The 19,052-nt window shown below is 50.2% G+C and carries 12 protein-coding genes; 10 read left to right on the forward strand and 2 right to left on the reverse strand.

The window, feature by feature from the left end:
• The first annotated feature begins 25 nt into the window (after positions 1 to 25).
• The 10 genes from ACFOET_RS14270 to ACFOET_RS14315 all read left to right on the forward strand — a co-directional run bounded on the left by ACFOET_RS14270 (position 26) and on the right by ACFOET_RS14315 (position 15,905).
• A complete protein-coding gene (locus ACFOET_RS14270) occupies positions 26 to 1,621 on the forward strand; it encodes an alanine/glycine:cation symporter family protein (RefSeq protein ID WP_379023797.1) in 1,596 nt (531 codons plus the stop codon).
• Positions 1,622 to 1,853: 232 nt separating this feature from the next.
• Entirely contained in the window at positions 1,854 to 2,684 is an 831-nt protein-coding gene (gene proC, locus ACFOET_RS14275; RefSeq protein WP_379023799.1) for a pyrroline-5-carboxylate reductase, read from the forward strand.
• Entirely contained in the window at positions 2,677 to 3,474 is a 798-nt protein-coding gene (proB, locus tag ACFOET_RS14280; protein WP_379023801.1) for a glutamate 5-kinase, read from the forward strand. The genes proC and proB overlap by 8 nt, the downstream gene beginning before the upstream one ends.
• 4 nt (positions 3,475 to 3,478) lie before the next feature.
• Complete coding sequence (locus tag ACFOET_RS14285; RefSeq protein ID WP_379023803.1) at positions 3,479 to 4,678, forward strand: glutamate-5-semialdehyde dehydrogenase; 1,200 nt, start codon at positions 3,479 to 3,481, stop codon at positions 4,676 to 4,678.
• A gap of 266 nt (positions 4,679 to 4,944) precedes the next feature.
• Positions 4,945 to 5,505, forward strand: coding sequence for an RNA polymerase sigma factor (locus tag ACFOET_RS14290; RefSeq protein WP_379023805.1), 561 nt, complete (start codon positions 4,945 to 4,947; stop codon positions 5,503 to 5,505).
• Positions 5,506 to 5,596: 91 nt separating this feature from the next.
• On the forward strand, positions 5,597 to 6,739 hold the full coding sequence (locus ACFOET_RS14295; protein WP_379023807.1) for a FecR family protein: 1,143 nt from the start codon (positions 5,597 to 5,599) through the stop codon (positions 6,737 to 6,739).
• A 161-nt stretch (positions 6,740 to 6,900) separates the two neighbouring features.
• Positions 6,901 to 10,242 carry a TonB-dependent receptor gene (locus tag ACFOET_RS14300; RefSeq protein ID WP_379023809.1) on the forward strand — a complete coding sequence of 1,114 codons (3,342 nt, stop codon included), beginning with the start codon at positions 6,901 to 6,903 and terminating at the stop codon, positions 10,240 to 10,242.
• A gap of 36 nt (positions 10,243 to 10,278) precedes the next feature.
• Positions 10,279 to 11,943: a RagB/SusD family nutrient uptake outer membrane protein gene (locus tag ACFOET_RS14305; RefSeq protein WP_379023811.1), complete on the forward strand. Its 1,665-nt coding sequence runs from the start codon at positions 10,279 to 10,281 to the stop codon at positions 11,941 to 11,943.
• A 64-nt stretch (positions 11,944 to 12,007) separates the two neighbouring features.
• Positions 12,008 to 12,868, forward strand: coding sequence for an endonuclease/exonuclease/phosphatase family protein (locus ACFOET_RS14310; RefSeq protein WP_379023813.1), 861 nt, complete (start codon positions 12,008 to 12,010; stop codon positions 12,866 to 12,868).
• Between the two features lie 94 nt (positions 12,869 to 12,962).
• Entirely contained in the window at positions 12,963 to 15,905 is a 2,943-nt protein-coding gene (locus ACFOET_RS14315; RefSeq protein WP_379023815.1) for an FAD-binding and (Fe-S)-binding domain-containing protein, read from the forward strand.
• Positions 15,906 to 15,924: 19 nt separating this feature from the next.
• Here the strand turns inward: ACFOET_RS14315 and ACFOET_RS14320 are convergent, their stop codons facing one another.
• A complete protein-coding gene (locus ACFOET_RS14320) occupies positions 15,925 to 16,329 on the reverse strand; it encodes a response regulator (protein WP_379023817.1) in 405 nt (134 codons plus the stop codon).
• An 11-nt stretch (positions 16,330 to 16,340) separates the two neighbouring features.
• Positions 16,341 to 19,016 carry a PAS domain-containing protein gene (locus ACFOET_RS14325; RefSeq protein WP_379023819.1) on the reverse strand — a complete coding sequence of 892 codons (2,676 nt, stop codon included), beginning with the start codon at positions 19,014 to 19,016 and terminating at the stop codon, positions 16,341 to 16,343.
• Positions 19,017 to 19,052 lie beyond the last annotated feature (36 nt).

The raw sequence follows: 19,052 nt of genomic DNA on the forward strand, positions 1-19,052 counted from the left end.
AACTTAAAAACTCAGCAACGATCTTATGTTTTTTTTCCGGAAGACAAAACCGCTTACCTTTTTTATTACTTGCATCACATTAATCATACCTTTTGCCAGTGTCCGGGCCGCTGGCATCGACGAACAGATCGACGCTTGGTTTTCACCCATTGCAGACAGATGGGAACGGATCGTATTTTTTGAAATTCCGTTTACCGAGCAATTTTCTATCCCATTGGTATTGATTCTTTTGATCTCTGGAGGTGTCTTTTTTACGCTCTACTTCAGGTTGGTGAACATCCGGAAAATTCCTATTGCTTTTCGCGCCATCCGTGGCAAATACGATGCATTTGAGAGGCGCTCTCCGACAGATGGTCGCCCGGCAGCTGGGGAGCTCACCCATTTTCAGGCGTTAACTGCTGCGCTTTCGGGAACGGTTGGTTTAGGTAACATTGCTGGGGTAGCCGTTGCAATCGCCATCGGCGGGCCGGGAGCAACTTTTTGGATGATTGTTTCGGGGTTGATTGGCATGTCTACCAAATTCGTCGAATGTACGTTGGGCGTGAAATACCGCGACGTCGATGGAAATGGACAGACTTATGGCGGACCGATGTATTACTTGACAAAGGGGTTTAAGGAATTGGGCGTGGGCCGTTTAGGCAAAGTGCTGGCCGTGATCTTTGCAGTAATGTGCGTGGGGGCTTCTTTCGGAGGTGGTAATGCATTGCAGGCGAATCAGGCCATCGCCCAACTAACCAGCACACTGGGTATGGAAGGGGACTTCATAAGGACATTGTTAGGTGGGGTACTGGCCATTTTGGTTGGGGTTGTTATTATCGGGGGAATCAAGAGGATCGGGCAGATCACCGAAAAATTGGTACCTTTCATGGGGATTGTTTATGTGCTGGGCTGCTTGGCCGTCGTCATATCCCATTATTCGTATATCGGGGAGGCCTTCAGACTGATTGTTACCCAGGCGTTTTCGCCCGCAGCGGGATTTGGCGGTTTTGTAGGGGTATTGATTACCGGTTTCCGCAGGGCTTGCTTTTCGAACGAAGCGGGGATAGGCTCGGCAGCTATTGCGCATTCTGCCGTACGCACAAGCTACCCGGCGAGCGAGGGATTGGTGGCTTTATTGGAGCCGTTTATTGATACCGTTGTTGTCTGTACATTGACCGCCCTGACCATCATTTTTTTTAACAGCGAAGGTGTTTTTACCTATGGTGTGCAGGATCAATGGGGCAACGTGCTGATCGGTGAGCATGAGCGGGCGGTCGGCGGTGTGGAGCTGACCAGCTTGGCATTCGAAAGTGTAATTCCCCATTTTTCGATTGTGTTGACCGTAGGCGTCTTCCTGTTTGCATTTTCCACAATGCTGTCTTGGTCTTACTACGGTATTCAGTCGTGGAAATTCCTTTTCGGTCGGTCGAAATGGGCGGACCTTTCCTACAAAGTATTATTCCTTTTGTTCATCATTATCGGTGCTGCGGCCACCTTAGATTCGGTCATCAAATTTTCCGATGCGATGATTCTTGCCATGGCATTCCCGAACTTAATCGGACTTTTCCTTTTGGCACCCAAGGCAAAAAGGGAATTGACGAGCTATTTAGATGCTATTCGAAAGTTTACAAAAGACCGATAACAAAATCTTCTGACAAGCTTGCAGCTGACAAGCAGTGATTATCGGCAGCCTGTCAGATTTGCAGTGTATGCCTGTATTCGTCCATTGCAGGGAGATAGGGTAGAATCCTTGCGGTGTTATTCTGTTAGTTAAATCCCATGAACTAACAATATGGCAAAAATTGGCATGCCTGCATGAAGCTTGTTCCAAATAGGGTACATAACTTATTTTTCAAACTTTAAAAGAAGAAAAAATGAAAGTACTTGTAATTGGCGGCGGCAACATGGGAATGACATATGCGGAAGCAATGGCCAAGTCCAATTTTCTATCGCAAGATGGGTTGATGATTTTTGACAAAGACGAAGCAAAACGCGCAGTATTGCGTGAAAGCGGGTTGTTTACTGTGCACGACAGCTTGGGCACGTGTCTGCCAAACGCAGACGTAGTACTGATCGCAGTAAAACCGATACATGCGCCGGCGCTTATGGAAGAGATGCAACCGCTATTAAAGGACGGGCAGGTATTCATCTCGATTATGGCAGGTGTGACCATCGAAACCATAAAACAAGGGCTCGGCGCCGAGAAAATAGTGCGGGCTATGCCCAACCTTCCTGCGTTGGTAGGTTTAGGAATGACTTCCTTCACCGCATCGGCGGAAGTTTCGCGGCTTGAACTTGCAGCCGTCGAGGGGCTGCTGGACACTACGGGCCGTTCGATTAACCTGAATACTGAAAAAGAAATCGATGCATCGACCGGTATCTCGGGGAGTGGGCCGGCCTATATTTTTTATTTTATGCAGGCACTCATGGACGCAGCGTCACGGATGGGGTTTTCGAAAGACGAGGCCCGCTTATTAGTTGGGCAGACCTTTGCCGGCGCTGTAGAGCTGTTCAATTCGTCAGACCTGAGCCCGGAAGATTGGATGGACAAAGTTGCTTCTAAAGGAGGGACCACAAGGGCGGCACTGGACTCAATGGATGATAACAACTTAAATGCGCATATTCAGACAGCAGCCTATGCTGCATTCCGTCGGGCAGAGGCCTTAGGGCAGGAAACACTCGAAAAGGAGGGCACCCATGCTTGAGACACCGGTGTTGAATGCTGGCATAAAGCGAGTAGTCATTAAGGTAGGAACCCAGGTCATTACCAATAAAGATAACCGGATCGTCGGCAAGCTATTGGCGAAGCTGGTTGAACAGATCGCTTATCTTTACGAGCGTGGGATTACCTCCGTGCTGGTCTCGTCGGGCTCGGTAATCGCGGGTAAAGAGGTGATGAGCCGGGGGCTCATAACCACCGATAAAATTACGCGAAGACAAGTGTTTTCTGCAATCGGTCAACCGCGGATGATGCGGCACTACTACAACCTTTTTCAGGATCACGGTATGCGCTGCGCACAGGTACTGGCCACAAAGCGTGATTTTGACCCAGGAAAACACCGAGACAATATGGTCAACTGTTACGAAGGTCTGTTAGCCGAAGGAGTTATTCCGATTGCCAATGAAGACGATGCGGTGTCATTGTCGATGTCAACCTTCACGGACAATGACGAACTGGCCGGTTTGGTAGCTGAACTAATCGATGCGGATATGCTCATTCTACTGACGGATACCGACGGATTATATGACGGTCACCCGGATAAGGCTGATAGTCGGGTTATTTCGCATGTACAGGTTGATGAGCCGGTTGAACAATATATCCAAACGTCAATCAAGGGGGAGGCAGAGGGCCGAGGCGGAATGGAATCCAAGCTACGCGTAGCCAAGAAAACAGCCAAGTTGAATATCCCTACGTTCATTGCCAATGGAAAGCGTGACCATGTGATCATAGACCTTATCTGTGGTAAAGCAATTGGGACAAAAATTACGAGTTAACGTTATGCAACTTTTAACGACTGAACTAAAAAATAATGTCTTGTCATCGATGGCTGAGGTTATCGATGCACAACGCAACAATATCCTTACAGCCAATCAAAAGGACCTGGATTCTTTCCAGCGTGATGACCAAGCACTATATGATCGATTAGTAGTCGATGATCGTAAAATCGATGATATGATCCGCGCCATTAGAACGGTGCAGGACCAGGAAGATCCTGTAGGACGCTTGCTGTCATCCAAGGCGCTTGATAGCGGATTGCGGATTGAAAACCGGACCGCCCCATTTGGTACCATTCTCATCATCTACGAGTCTCGACCGGACGTGACGATTGAAGCTGCAGTGCTGGCGTTCAAAGCCAACAACAAAATCCTGCTTAAAGGGGGGAAAGAAGCGGTGAACACCAACCGTGTTTTGGTAGCTTGCTGGCATGAGGCACTCACGCGCCAAGGATTGGGCAACGACTGGATACAACTCTTCACGTTGGATCGGCAGGGCACACAGAACTTTCTGAGAAAACCCTCACAGCCGGTTGACCTCATCGTTCCGCGCGGAGGCGAGCACCTGATTGCTTTTGTGAAAGAACATGCACAGTGTGCCGTGCTGGTTAGCGGACGGGGTAATAATTTTGCATACGTCGCTGCTGATGCGGATTGGGAACAGGCAATCCGGGTCATCATCAATGCGAAAACGGGTAAGATCAGCGCTTGCAATGCGTTGGATAAAGTGCTTTTTGATCAGCGAATCCCTGATCTCAACGAAAAATTCAAATCGTTGGAGGCCATGTTGCACGATCATGGCGTACAGATTTTTGCATCCGATACCCTGTTGCCGTGGTTGGATGCGGCGACGCCCATCCCTGATGAGTCGATTTGGTATACGGAGTTCTTAGCGCTGAAGATCTGCATGGGGCTGGTAAGCGGGATGGAAGAGGCTGTCAGCATGATCAACCGGTACAGCGGCGGGCATTCGAGTGCGATTCTCACTCAGGATGTGCCGCAAGCCCGGCTGTTTATGGAGCAGGTAGACAGTGCTGCCGTTTATCACAATGCTTCAACCCGGTTTACCGACGGTGGCCAAATGGGCGTCGGGGCCGAACTGGCAATCAGCACGGATAAATTGCATCATCGCGGACCGCTGGGTCTGGAACAGCTGGTTACCAATAAATACTATGTATATGGCAACGGACATATACGTACCTGATTTCAGTGCCAGCTAACAACAGGAGAAAATTAGGGGATCACCGGCATTGCGGGTGATCCCCTTGTTCATTATGGTCGCTTCGGAGCGGAAACGCTTTCTTGGTTTTTTTTAATATCTTTGAAATGAGCTAGTACTAACCATTGATTGCTGAAAGCTTAGGCAAACGAACCGTTGCCGGCAGCCTTTTGGAGGAGTTAATGTTTAGTTTATATTGGAAGGTTATCTTTGGAACCCAAACAAGAAGTTTCCTCAAGGCGATAGTGATCATGATACGAGACGAAGCGATAGATACCATCAGTCAGTATTGGAAGCAGGTTATTAATGGGGACGACCGCGCTTTTCGCGCATTATATGACCATTGTATCGATAAGTTGTACCACTGGGGAAGTGTTTGTTGCAATGATCCGGAGGTCGTTAAGGACAGCATCCAAGAGCTGTTTGTCGATCTGTATACATACCGGCGGAAACTACGCCCAGAAACTGATGTGTATGCTTACCTCTACGTTTCGCTGCGCCGAAAATTAAACAAACAACGCAAGAAAGTGCGGGCCCTACGAGCGATGGATGAACACCTGCTGACCATTGATGCGGAGGAAGATATCGAACGGCAGACTGTCAGACGGGAAGAGTATGATCAACGCTTAGCTTTATTAAGAAAAGAGGTCGTCGAATTGCCCAGCCGTCAGCGGGAGGTACTTTTTCTACGCTACACTTCCGGACTCAGCTACGATGCCGTTTCTAAGATTATGAAAATTCCTATACCTACATGCCGTACCCTGCTCAGTCGTGCGCTCCGGCAGCTCCGGCAACGGATCAAACCTGCGTAAGCGGTTGCATGACAAAATTATCGTTTTGATTATCAGTGTTTTTTGATTTATTTTCCATTGGAGGGTATATATCTGCCAACAACTGTTCTTTATGGTTAATAAAGAGCCGATTGGTATGGATGACCCTTTAGATAACAGTCATAATCACCGTAACGAAAAAGCAGAACAGGATAAACTGCGTGATACGCCTTCTGACCGCGGCAACCATATGCTGTCCGATTCGGAGAAAGAACAATTGTGGTCGTCTATCCAAGCCGGCATTACGGCCCGGCACAGCAAAACCCGGCTTGTCCGTTGGACGGCATTGGCAGGGGCGGCATCTGTTTTCCTTGCCCTGAGCATAGGTTGGTGGCTGATCGACCGCCAGCATGTACCGGAAGAGACCGCGCTGTTGTCTCAGCTGGCCAAGCATGTATCAAAGCTGCCTGTAGACACCAGCGGGCAAATCCAGTTGATGATGGGCGACGGGAGGATCATCCACTTGGAGGATGAATCTACCCTTTCTTACCGGGATTCATTACTAGAGATCAACCACCAGGGAACACAGGCGTACCATCAGCTGCAAGCACCCGAGGCTTCCCAGTTCCATATTCTGTATGTGCCATACGGGAGGCGCATGGAGGTCGGTTTGCCGGATGGCAGCACCGTGTGGCTGAACGCAGGATCAACGCTTACCTTCCCTGCCGCCTTTGCTGCCGACCGCCGCGAGGTGTACATTGCCGGAGAGGGATATTTTGATATAAAGCATCAGGCACACCAACCGTTTGTCGTGCACACGAAGGATGTGCAAATCAATGTAACGGGGACAAGCTTTAATGTAAGTGCTTATGAAGATGATGCTTATACGGCAACCCTGCTGGTGGAAGGCAGTATTACTCTGAAAAGCAGCAAGCCGGACATGTTTAAGCAAATACGGATGAAACCCGGCAACAAGGCCACATTCAATCGGGAGAATGCCACGCTCAGCTTGGATGAAGACGGCGGAGAGGACGATGTCTCCTGGCGAAAGAGGCAGTTGGTATTTCAGCGTAAATCCATGCCTGAAATCGTGAAGAAGATAGAGCGTGTATACAATGCAAGCATCGACGTAGCTGGCGGCGATCGAGACAGCCGGACGTTCTCAGGTAGCCTCGATTTAAGCAAACCCATCCGGGAAGTGCTCAGCTATTTATACAATACGGATGAATATTCCATTATCCAGCAGGAAAGGAGGATAGCTATTCGAAGAAAATGACGCCCTATTAAAAGAAAAACGCGGAACAGGTGCGCCAACACCTGCCCGCTGGAATTCAATTAACAGTGTTTATTTATTAATGAATTAACGAAAGTATGAATTTTTTACATGCCCGGCAAGCATTCTGCTTGCGTAAAGGGCGGATTGCTCAATGTTTTCTTATGCTCAGAATTACCATCGTATTGATTGGGATAAGCATTATGGGCGCCCATGCGCATTCCTATTCCCAGGCCATACACGTTTCCATCCAGCAACGCAGTATCGAACTGTTGTTTATGGAGATTCAGCGACAAACAGACTATGCCGTGTTTTATGATGATCAACAGGTCGCTGACCAGCTGATCACCGTCAAGTCGAACGGCGGAGGTATCAAGGATGTTTTGGAAGCAGCGTTTGCACAGACGGATCTGACTTATCGGATTGACGGCAAACAGATTGTTGTGTCGGCAAAGCCAGCTACGGAACCAGGACGGCAGGACACGCTCATTACGGTGCAGGGCACGGTTCGCAGCGCTGGGGCCCCTCCTCAAGCCATTGTGGGAGCTACCATCCGCGAGCTGACTAGCAACCGTGGTGTTTTTACGGACAATAAAGGGCAGTTTTCCATACGGGTAGGAAGAAACAGTCGATTGCAGGTGTCATCCGTAGGTTTTGTACCCATGGAAATCGCTGTGAACGGTCGGACCCAACTGGATGTGGCTCTCGAACCCGATGTCTCAGACCTTGATGAAGTGGTTGTCGTGGGGTATGGAACCCAGCGGAAAATCAACCTGACCGGGGCTGTCAGCGCAGTGTCCGGGGCAGACCTCGAAAGCAGGCCGATCGCCAATGTAGGCAGCGGGCTTCAGGGGCTGATGCCGGGGGTCACCGTACGCAGCACAGGAAACACCGCGCCCGGTAATCGGGCGCCTGAGATTCGCATACGTGGCGTAGGCACTTGGGGCGACGCCAATCCGTTGATCGTGGTAGACGGCATACCCGGAGGCAATCTTAATATCCTGAATCCGGACGACATCGAGAGCATTTCGGTGCTGAAAGATGCTGCTTCTTCGTCCATCTACGGTGTACGCGGTGCAAATGGTGTGATTTTGGTGACAACCAAGCAGGGTAAAGCGGGTAGTAAACCCAATATCAGTTTGAATAGCTATTTCGGCAGGCAAACGCCAACGGCGTTGCCGGACTTTCTCGGTTCGCCGGACTACATGATGCTTCAGAATGAGGCCAATATAAACGCTGGACAGAACCCAACCTACACGGAGGAACAGATTCGCATTGCCCGCGAAGGCAGCGACCCGAATTACTTCGCCAATACCGATTGGATTGATGAAGTTTACAAATCCCATGCGCCACAGCAAAGCCATGCGGTAAACATCAATGGAGGAGCCGAAAATATCAATTACTATGCCTCCTATGGCTACCTCGGCGAGGGTGGCATGGTGATTGGCGACAATTTCAAAGCCAATAGACACAACGTGCGGTTGCGGCTGAATACCACCCTGCTCGATCGTCTTAAGGTAGACGCGAACATCGGTTATATTGATCGCGATTACAGCGGTTCTGCCTCAGGCACCGGAGCGCTATCTGCCGCGACCAGTATACGTCCGCTGGTGCCAGTGCGTTTCACCAACGGCAGCTGGGGATATCACGGTGGGCAGAGCAATCCGGTAGCCGTAGCGGCAGATGGTGGCAGCAACGATTTTGCATCACAGGAAGTGACAGCCAATATCAGTGCCACGCTCAATCTTTTGGAAGGACTGGATATCAAAGGGCAATACGGTTTGGTGAAATACAGTTCCCGCCGCAGTACCTTTCTTAAAACCATTGATTACTACAGTCCTGACGACAATGCATTGATTTACCAAACGAATTATCCCAACGAAATCAGGCTGAATAATTATACGGGTGCCTATCAGACCTTTATCGGTACTGCCAACTATAGCAAAACCTTCGCTGACCGGCATGGCCTCAGCGCATTGCTGGGCTATTCCCTTGAAGAGAATGTCGGCAGGGATTTTTGGGCTTCGCGCCAGAATTTGCCGACACAGGACGTGCCCTCGCTTGCGCTGGGAACGGAAAACCAGCTGAACAATAGCTCGAGCGGCCAAAATGCATTGATGTCGTTCTTCGGGCGCGTCAATTATGATTTTGACAGTAAGTACCTGTTGGAAGGGAATTTCCGCTATGACGGTTCGTCACGTTTCCATCCTGATGTACGCTGGAATTGGTTTGGTGCGGTATCCGCCGGCTGGGTGTTCTCATCTGAGCCGTTTTTTCAACCGCTCAGGTCGTTTTGGGATATGGGTAAATTGCGGGCGTCCTATGGAACGCAGGGCAATGACAAGGTAATAGGCATCAGGCCTGATGACCGTATGCGCGACTTTCCTTACATGGCGATCTTAAGCCCTGTACAAGTGGGCAGCAATAACCCGATCGGCGACAAAGGGCAAGTTGGCTTCCGGCAAACGTTTATTCCCAACGCCGGTTTGGCGTGGGAGTCGGCAAGAAAATTCGATGTTGGATTGGACTTTGCTTTTCTGAACAACCGATTGAACCTTACAGCTGACTATTACGTTAACAGAACCACCGGACTATTACTATATCCGCCGTTGCCGGATGTGATCGGTGTGGGAACGGAATACCCCGCCCAGAACTCAGGAGAAGTGGAAAATAGAGGATGGGAACTTGTCGCAGGATGGCAGGATAAGGCCGGGGAATTTGAATATCGTTTTACCGCAAACCTTTCGGACGTGCGCAACAAGGTGACGCGGCTGGAAAATTTTGCTACTAACTTGGGCGATCGCGTACGGATGGAGGGCTATCCACTGGACGCGTTCTACGGTTTTATCGCGGAACGCATCGCCCAATATGATGATTTCGATCTGGTTGACGGCAATTACATACCGAAATTTCCATTTCAGAGCGGTGATATCGTCGGGCCCGGTGACTTGATTTATCGTCCGGCAAATCCGGATGACGAGGCGATTACCGTTCAGAAAGACCGCCATGTCCTGGGCAGTGATATTCCGCGGTATACCTATGGACTTCGTGGCGACCTGGCCTGGAAAGGGATCGATTTCAGCTTCTTTATCCAAGGGGTTGGCAGGGCGGAGGGATTTCTTGCCGGTTCTGCAAGACACCCGTTTATCAACAACAGCGCTATGCCGCAGGGCATCCACTTAGACCGATGGACACCGGAAAATCCGGGTGCTTCGTATCCGCGCTTTGTATACATGCGGACGCATAACACGCGGTTGTCGTCTTACTGGATCGAGGATGCGTCTTACCTACGTCTGAAGAATATCCAATTGGGCTATTCGTTGCCCCAGCGCTGGTTGCAGGGCTCGCGTTTAGGTAGGGTGCGGGTGTACGCTTCGGCCGACAATTTGTTCACACTGACTAATTTCTTCTATGGGTACGATCCGGAAGTGCCGGCTGGAAATACCGGCGGGTACTATCCCATGGTCAAAACTTTTGTTTTTGGATTGAATGTAAACCTGCAATAATCACGTTGAAGAATGAAACGTATAAATCATAGACACATGCCTATATTTCGCAAGACAGCCGCTTGTCTGCTGGCTGCTTTGTCATTGTCGTCCTGCGGCGACTTTCTCGACCGCACGCCGATGGATGAAATAGTCGATGAAACCTATTGGAAAACGCAACAACAGTTGGAAATGGCTGTTACGGCCATCTATTCCCGCGTAAAAGCCAAAAATTTCGTCGATATGGAAAACCTGGGCGAGAACACGATGTGGCCTACGACCAATCAGTACAAGGACATCGGCTCTGGTGTGTTCCCCGTGACACAGCCGACGGTTGATAGCGAATGGCGCAACATGTACCGCGATATCCGGGAGTGCAATGCATTTCTGGAAAACTACCAGAACGCTACCGAGAACGTGCCCGGAGCCAAAGCGCGCCTGGCCGCCGAAGTACGGGTGATACGGGCACTGGCTTACAGTTTCCTTACGTCCTTTTATGGAGACGTACCGTTAGTAACCAAGACACTGAATCCCGGTGATCCAGAATTGATGGCACCACGCAATCCTCGTGAAGAGGTTGTCGACTTTCTTTTGGCTGAATTGGATGCCGCTGCGTCGGTGCTTCCGGCGGAAATCCCCACGGGTGAGAATCTGGGACGCGTTAGCAAAGGTGCCGCATTAGCCCTGAAAGCACGCATAGCTCTTGCCAATTACCGATATGATGTAGCGGAGGCGGCCGCCAAAGCGGTAATGGATCTCGGCGTCTACGACCTGTATTCCAATGGAAATCCGGCAACCAGCTATTGGGAGCTTTTTACGGATAAGGGCAAGCTGGCAAGTGGAAACAACCGGGAGACGATTTTCGCACGGATGCATAAGCTGGACATCATTATGCATAACCTGAGCCGGGAGATACAGGTGCCGGACCAGTTTGCACGTTTTGTGCCCACCCGCTCCGTCGTTGAATCGTACCTGTGCATCGACGGACTGCCCATTGACAAATCTCCGTTGTACAACGACGATACGTATGCATCCATTTTTGAAAACAGGGACCCGAGGATGGACCAGACAATCCTCGTGCCGGGCGATAGCTGGGGTGGCCGGTATGACGGGCGCCCTGTGGATGAAAACCCGGACCCTTCGATTTACATGACGCCTAAGTTCAGTCAGGACGGCCGCGGATCGGTGACCACCACAGGATATTACTATAAGAAATATGTAGATCCCGGTGCGGTGCCGACTTACAATCGCGATGACAATGATATTCACCATATCCGTTATGCGGAAGTGCTGCTTACGTTCGCGGAAGCTAAATTCGAGCAGGGCACGCTGACACAGGCCGATCTCGACATATCCATCAACCTGCTGCGTGACCGCGTGGGCATGGCACATATGAACCTGGCTTTTCTTGCAGCCAACCAGATGGATGTCCGTGAGGAAATCCGCCGCGAACGCCGGGTGGAGCTGATGCTGGAAGGCCATCGCTATTTTGACGTGCGGCGTTGGCGGGAGGGTGAACGTTTAGGAAGGGACATCGAAGGCGTGAAAGCCGAATGGTTCCCGATATTGACCGCTTCCACCAGCACGTTTAGGATCAGTGACGAAGGCTACCTTGTTGTGCAGTGGAACCGCCAGTTTGAGGATCCTAAGAACTACCTGTGGCCAGTACCGGAGCCTCAGCGGCAACGAAACCCCAATTTGGGACAAAATCCTGGCTGGTAACTGAAATATGACTATGTTGCATGGGGGCTGATCTGCCTCCATGCTTTTTTAAATACGATCGACAATGAAATTAGTAAACCAACGAGTGCTGAAACACATGCTTTATCTTCCGATTCTCCTGATCGGATTGTTTGCCTGCGCCAAAGATGGCGATAAACCGGGCGATGAGCGACCGGAACCGCCCCGCGAATGGACAGGGGCTGAGCTTAAAGTAATGGCCTATAACATCCACCATTGCAATCCGCCCAGTAAACCGGACGTAATCGATGTGGAGGCCGTTGCCAAGGTCATCCGGGATGAATCGCCTGACCTGGTGGCCTTGCAGGAAGTAGACGTGTATACCCTTCGTTCAGGCAAGAGCCTACATCAGGCAAAAGCGTTGGCCGAACTCACAGGCATGCATTACTACTTTAAAAGGGCCATTGATTATCAAGAAGGTGAATATGGCATTGCCGTGCTGTCCAAGTTTCCCATCGATGACACGCTAAGCTTTGCACTGCCCATGGCGCCGGGCCTTGCCGGAGAGCCGCGTGCTGTCGCAGCTGTTAAGGTGAAATTGCCCGGTGGCCAAGTGCTCACGTTTGCCAGTACACACCTCGATCTGAGGGAAGAACACCGTGTATTACAGGCGCAGGAAATCGTGGCTGAATTGGCCAAGGATAACAGTTTAGTCGTCATCGCCGGCGATTTCAACGCCTCCGCAGGCAGCGAGTCGATCGGTATCATGGACCAATCGTTCCGCCGCACCTGTATTGGCAACAATTGCCCCGGAACGATTCCCGTAGAGACTCCGACCCGAGTAATCGATTATATCTTTTACAGGCCGCTTTCAGAAATCAAGGTGGTTAAGCACAAGGTGGTTGCCGAAACGTATGCATCAGACCACCGACCCGTTGTCGCCATACTCCAGCTGCGGGAAAATTAGGGCTGGGTGAGTAACACAAACGTTAGTACTGAAAGAGGGAATAAGGGATTCGGTGTGTGTAGGTTAATAAATCAGTGATCCGTATCTTTAGCCCGTGAAAACTAACGTAGATGAATTAGCTGGCAAACTTCAAGGTTTGACGGATTCCTTAAATGGCTCCTTTTATTACGATACCAGTTCCGAACACCAAGCGATACTCCGTGCATACGCTACCGACGCCTCTGTGTATCAGGAACGCCCACTGGCTGTGGCTATACCGAAAGACACAGACGACTTGCACACCCTCATTGCGTTTGCCTCCACCCATGGTCTGACGCTCATCCCACGCACCGCTGGAACGTCGTTAGCGGGGCAGGTGGTAGGCCATGGTATCGTTGTGGACGTATCGAAGCACTTCAATAAAGTGCTGGAGGTAAACGCGGAAGAGCATTGGGTGCGTGTACAGCCCGGTGTTATCAGGGATGATCTAAACGCATACCTCCGACCCTATGGTCTGATGTTCGGTCCGGAAACCTCGACAGCCAACAGGGCCATGGTAGGCGGTATGGTGGGGAACAATTCCAGCGGCCTGCATTCCATTGTTTGGGGCGATACGCGCAGCCACCTGCTATCAGCCAAGGTATTGCTGGATGATGGCTCCGAGGTAACATTCGAGGCACTGGATGAAGCGGCGTTGTTCGGTAAACTGGTGTTAGCAAACCGTGAGGGAGACCTCTACCGTAGGATGAATGAGTTATTGTCGGATCCGGTAAACCGCCAAACCATTCAAGCTGACTATCCTAAGTCCACCCTGACAAGGCGGAATACCGGCTATGCACTGGATATGCTGAGCGATACCACCCAACCCTTCAATTTCTGCAAGTTGCTGGCCGGATCGGAAGGAACATTAGGCATTCTTACGGAAGCTAAGCTCAATTTATTACCGTTGCCACCGAAAGAAATCGGGCTGCTATGTATTCATTGCGGCTCACTCATCGAGTCCCTTCATGCCAACGTGGTGGCCTTGCAGCACCGTCCGGAAGCATCTGAACTGGTTGATAAGTATATCATGGATTTTACTAAGGGGCATCCTACTTATCAATACAATCGTTTTTTCATCGAAGGTGATCCGGCAGCTCTCCTCATGGTAGAGTTCCGGGGAGAGACACTGGCTGATGTTCACGATAAGGCAGCGGCGCTGAAAGCGGATTTAATAGCGCGCGGGTTCGGGTATGCCTACCCACTGATTACCGGGCCACAAACCAATTTAGTATGGGATGTGCGTAAGGCTGGGCTGGGTCTTATCCGTAATCTGCCCGGCGATATCCAGCCCGTCAACCTCATTGAGGACTGCGCAGTATCGCCGGAAGACCTTCCGGCGTACATCGCGGACGTACAGCGGATTTTAGAAAAATACGGCCTGAAAGCTTCGTATTATGCACACGCCGGCGCGGGAGAGCTGCATGTGGAGCCGCTGATCAACTTGAAGACGGCCGAAGGCCGCAGCGCTTTCCGGGCCGTTCTTGCGGAGACAGCCGAATTGGTAAAGAAATACAACGGCTCGCTGAGCGGTGAACACGGCGATGGGCGGCTTCGGGGAGAATTCATCGGCGCCGTGCTTGGCAACAAGGTGTACAACTTGCTGAAGGAGGTGAAGGAGATATTCGATCCAAGAGGCGTCTTCAATGCCAACAAGATCGTAGACACGCCGCCGATGGATAAGTTCCTGCGTTATGAGCAGGATACCTCATCTTTCAAAATCGACACGGTGTTTGACTTTACGAGGCAGGAAAGCATCCTCCGGCTGTCCGAAAAATGTTCCGGCTCAGGCGATTGCCGTAAAACGCACATCACCGGAGGCACGATGTGTCCTTCCTACATGGCTACACGTGAGGAGAGAGACACGACCCGTGCGCGGGCCAATCTGCTCCGGCAATTTCTCACCAGTTCACCAAAAGCCAACCGCTTTGATCATCCAGAAATCAAAGAAGTGATGGAGCTGTGCCTGAGCTGCAAAGGCTGTAAAACCGAATGCCCGTCGGGTGTGGATATCGCTAAAATGAAAGCGGAATTCCTGCAGCACTACTATGATGCAAACGGCACCCCATTCAGGGCATGGGTGATCGCCAATTTCACCAAATCACAACAGGTAGCTTCTTTCTTCCCAGGACTGTATAATGCCGTCATTAACAATAACCGGCTATCGAGCGTCGTTAAACGAGTGCTTGGCTTTGCCGTGGACAGGTCGCTCCCCCAAGTGAGTGCTACAACCTTGCGTCGATGGATTGAGCGGCAACAGGCCAGCAACCCGCGCGGGAGGTTCAAAAAAACAGTATATTTATTTTGTGATGAATTTACCGAGTATAATGACGTGCCTATCGGCCAATCAGCCTACCGGTTGCTCACGGCGCTTGGTTATGAAGTAAGGCTTGCTAAACACCTGGAAAGTGGCCGTACGTATTTGTCAAAGGGGTTGGTGCGGAAGGCAAAAGCGATCGCCAACCGTAATGTTCGCTTCCTGAAAGACGTCATCACGGCAGATACCTTGCTGATTGGTATCGAGCCGTCGGCCATCCTGACGTTCCGGGATGAATATCCAGAGCTAGTGGATAGGGCGTTGGTGTCGGATGCATACACCCTGGCCGGTCGTGCGGTGTTGATTGATGAGTTTTTAGCCATGGAGATGGAAAACGGTTCCATTGAGCCGGCCATGTTTACCGTGCAGCCGCGCAAGGTAAAATTGCACGGGCACTGTTATCAAAAGGCTTTTCATTTGGTGGAGTACACGGCGAAGATTCTTGCGTTTCCAAAAGGGTATCAAGTAGAAATTATTCCATCGGGTTGCTGTGGAATGGCCGGCTCTTTTGGTTACGAAAAGGAGCACTACGATGTGTCACAGAAAGTAGGTGAACTGGTATTGTTTCCGACCGTTAGGGAAACACCAGACGAAACGTTGATTGCCGCGCCCGGCACCAGCTGCCGTCATCAGATCAAAGATGCTGTAGGAAGACGGACATATCATCCAGTTGAAATTCTGTGGGAGGCATTGCGGAAGTAGTGAGGGAGCGTTATTGGTATTAAGTTGAAAAGAACGCGGCGAGCTGCGGCAATGATCGTAGGGCAAACAGGCGTTCTCTCTGCAGCGGCTTGATTAAGTAGTCGATCACTTGCGGATAACGCAGAGCTTGAATTCTATCGGCTTTATCGATCGATGAAGTAACGATTATGACGAATATAGAAGAGCCGCCTGGAAATTTTTGGAGGGCGTCTAACACATCCCATCCACTCAGCAAAGGCATATTGATGTCAAGGAAAAGTAGAAACGCTCTATCGGGTGAAAGTCGTTGCCTTAGCGCCATCAGTGCCTCGCGGCCGTCTGTGCAGATGATGGGGTCTGCTGAAATGCCCGTATTGCGAAGCAGTACTTTAGCCATGATGTTAAACATGTTATCGTCATCGATGATCATGACACTAAGCTCCATCAGTCTTGGGTTTAAAAGTTGATTTTTTCCGCTTTGCCGGTTATCTCTCTCAAAATATCATCCAGCTCGGTCGCTGAATTATGGATGGCCCTTAGCAACTCGTCGTTCGGAACACCTGATTCCGGGAAATTTTGTATAAGATCCACAAGTCCCATGATTCGGGCCAGAGGCGCTCGCACCTTGTGCGACTGCATCCAGGCGATCTCTTGCAGTTTCCTGTTTTGAGCTTCAATAGCGTCTATATAGGCCAGTTTTTCGCTGATGTCCTGCGCTAAGACAATTCTAGCTTTCCGACCATGGAAGGTGATGGTGTTGCTTTGGATCTCTACATGGATAATCTTTCCGTCTTTCTTGCGGTGAAAGTATATTCCTTTGCTAAACAGCTTTTCATTTTGCCTGGAGATGTTCACTGCGGCGACCACTTTGGGTATTTCTTCAGGCGGTCTTATGTCTTTTATGGTCATAGATAGAAACTCTTCTTTTGTGTAGCCATAATGGTTTATAGCGGCGTCGTTCACATCTAAAAATCGATAGCTTTCCAAGTCGTATACCCACATCGGTAACGGACTGAGGTGGAAGAGGTCACTGTATTTTTTTTCAGACTCCTCTAAGACTTGGAGCTGTTGTTCCATGGCTGTATGCAGCCGTTTCAAGGATAATTCCGCGTGTTTGGTTTCGGTGATGTCCAAACACGCACCGATTATTTTGTTAGTTGACCCATCCGGGTTGAGCACGACCCGACCCCATGACTTAATGTGTCGAATTTCTTGTGTCGGGCGGACAATTCGTTCTTCAAATACCGTATCTTGCCGGGTTTCCAATGTGTTTTGAATAATATCAAAGACTCGTTGCCGGTCGTCGTCATGTATCCGTGAGAGGTAGTTTTCTAAGCTGGGGTAGAATGTCTTTTTATCAAGCCCATAAATGTTATAGAGGGTATCCGACCAGATGACATGATTGGTTTCGACATCCCACTGCCATGTGCCAAATTGTGCCAATTCTTGAGTCTGCTGGGTGGTAAGCTCGTTTTCCTTTTCGAGTTCCGAATGGTAGTGATTTGCTAAAATTACGTTCAAGAATGCGCCGGCTCGGTCAATTGACATCATTTCGTCGCTATCGGGGTTTCGAACGGCCTTGTAATACATGCCTAAAACCGCGGTTACCTCGTTATTGGCGTCGATGATGGGGTAGGACCATGAAGACCTCAGCCCGTATTTCAGCGCGATGTGTTTGTAGTCTACCCATCTGCGGTCGGTGGAGATGTCACTCACCATTACCGGTTTTCGGGAAAACGCCGCGCTGCCACATGAGCCAGTATATTCACCGATTGGAAGGTTATGTATGGCTTTAAGATAAGATTTCGGCAATGAAGGTGCAATCCAGCTGAGCAACCGGTTGTGGCGGACGCGATGGATGGAGCAATGCATTCCCGGAAAAATCGCCTCGATTCCTTCGAGATAGGAGGTGAGAATTTGCTCGATCGGTAACGCTTTTCTTGCATTCAATTCCAGAATTGTCCGTTCGAGCTGGTTCAGCTCTGCGAGACGCTTGCTTCTGGTAATATCTATCATAATCCCACGTAGCCAGCGGGGCTTGCCAGATTTCGCTATGACGGACACAATATACTGAATCCATATTGGATATCCGTCTTTTCGGACCATCCGGCAGTCGAATGAGTGGTTTGTCAGGCTTGCGGTTTGTTGGCGGTGATGGGAAACCACCCGTTCTCGGTCGGGCTCGTAAATGCGGGTCATCCAAAAACTGGGTTCTGCCCATTCTTCGGCGCTATAGCCAAGTATCTGCTCGACCTTCTCACTGACAAACGTTAGTTGATCAGTTTCTGCATCGGCTTCCCACACGATGCCATCGATCGTTTGGATAAGGCTGTGGAAGTTGTGTTCAGAGGAAACCAGCGCCTCCTCCGTATATTTTTTTTCCGTAATGTCCATTGAAATACCGTAAACCCGAACACAGGTATTCTTCACCAAGTCGGCCTTGCCAACAGTAAAGAGCCATCGCTGGTTTCTTTTTGCAGTAGTGATGGGGAAGACCGTGCGAAAAACAGTACCGTCGTTAGCTGCTTTCGTGAACGCCCTCATCAGCTCCTCACGGTCCTTTTCGTTGGTGTAGAATGCCAGTGCTGAATCGAAATCTGGATGATAGTCCGGTTCGACTTCATAGATTTCTCGAAGCCCCTGCGACCAAAATACGGTTTGGCGAGCCAAATTCACTTCCCAGCTGCCAATCTTGGCCACCTCTTGGGTCCCCTGAAGGAACTCGTTATAATTTACCGCTTCGGTCACATCGGTCAGCGACCGGATGATTAACTTGATCTCTCCGCGTTCGTCGAGCACTGGGATGTTCTGGTTGTCGAGGTATTTAATATCAACCCGGGCCGGCGATCCAGTTATGGGACTGGCGTATTTTTGCGCCGCCACTCGATGTGGTTTTTTTTCGCGAAGCACGGTTTCAAACGTTTCGCTCCAATTGTTGTCATTTAAATAGGGATTGCGGCGAAAAACATCAAAAAAGCCCTTACCAATGAGCTCTTCCCGAGTTTTCCCGGTCAGCTCAGCATAGGAGTCGCTGGCATCGACCATAGTAAATTTCGGCGCATCAGGAAGAAGCACTAAGCTGGGGGTTGGCAGCGCATGGAAAACCGTCGAGAAATTTATTTCTCCAATCATCCAGATGTTGACTTTAAGATGTTAAATTTAGGTTGT

Origin of the sequence: Parapedobacter deserti (assembly GCF_042646065.1) — a bacterium.
GTDB lineage: Bacteria > Bacteroidota > Bacteroidia > Sphingobacteriales > Sphingobacteriaceae > Parapedobacter > Parapedobacter deserti.

Bases quoted from the DNA above. Each gene is read 5' to 3' on its own strand.
- proC (WP_379023799.1), top strand. From the start codon at position 1,854: ATGAAAGTACTTGTAATTGGCGGCGGCAACATGGGAATGACATATGCG.
- ACFOET_RS14295 (WP_379023807.1), top strand. From the start codon at position 5,597: ATGGTTAATAAAGAGCCGATTGGTATGGATGACCCTTTAGATAACAGT.
- ACFOET_RS14300 (WP_379023809.1), top strand. From the start codon at position 6,901: ATGCTCAGAATTACCATCGTATTGATTGGGATAAGCATTATGGGCGCC.
- ACFOET_RS14290 (WP_379023805.1), top strand. From the start codon at position 4,945: ATGATACGAGACGAAGCGATAGATACCATCAGTCAGTATTGGAAGCAG.
- ACFOET_RS14325 (WP_379023819.1), bottom strand. From the start codon at position 19,016: ATGATTGGAGAAATAAATTTCTCGACGGTTTTCCATGCGCTGCCAACC.
- ACFOET_RS14310 (WP_379023813.1), top strand. From the start codon at position 12,008: ATGAAATTAGTAAACCAACGAGTGCTGAAACACATGCTTTATCTTCCG.
- proB (WP_379023801.1), top strand. From the start codon at position 2,677: ATGCTTGAGACACCGGTGTTGAATGCTGGCATAAAGCGAGTAGTCATT.
- ACFOET_RS14270 (WP_379023797.1), top strand. From the start codon at position 26: ATGTTTTTTTTCCGGAAGACAAAACCGCTTACCTTTTTTATTACTTGC.
- ACFOET_RS14285 (WP_379023803.1), top strand. From the start codon at position 3,479: ATGCAACTTTTAACGACTGAACTAAAAAATAATGTCTTGTCATCGATG.
- ACFOET_RS14320 (WP_379023817.1), bottom strand. From the start codon at position 16,329: ATGGAGCTTAGTGTCATGATCATCGATGACGATAACATGTTTAACATC.
- ACFOET_RS14305 (WP_379023811.1), top strand. From the start codon at position 10,279: ATGCCTATATTTCGCAAGACAGCCGCTTGTCTGCTGGCTGCTTTGTCA.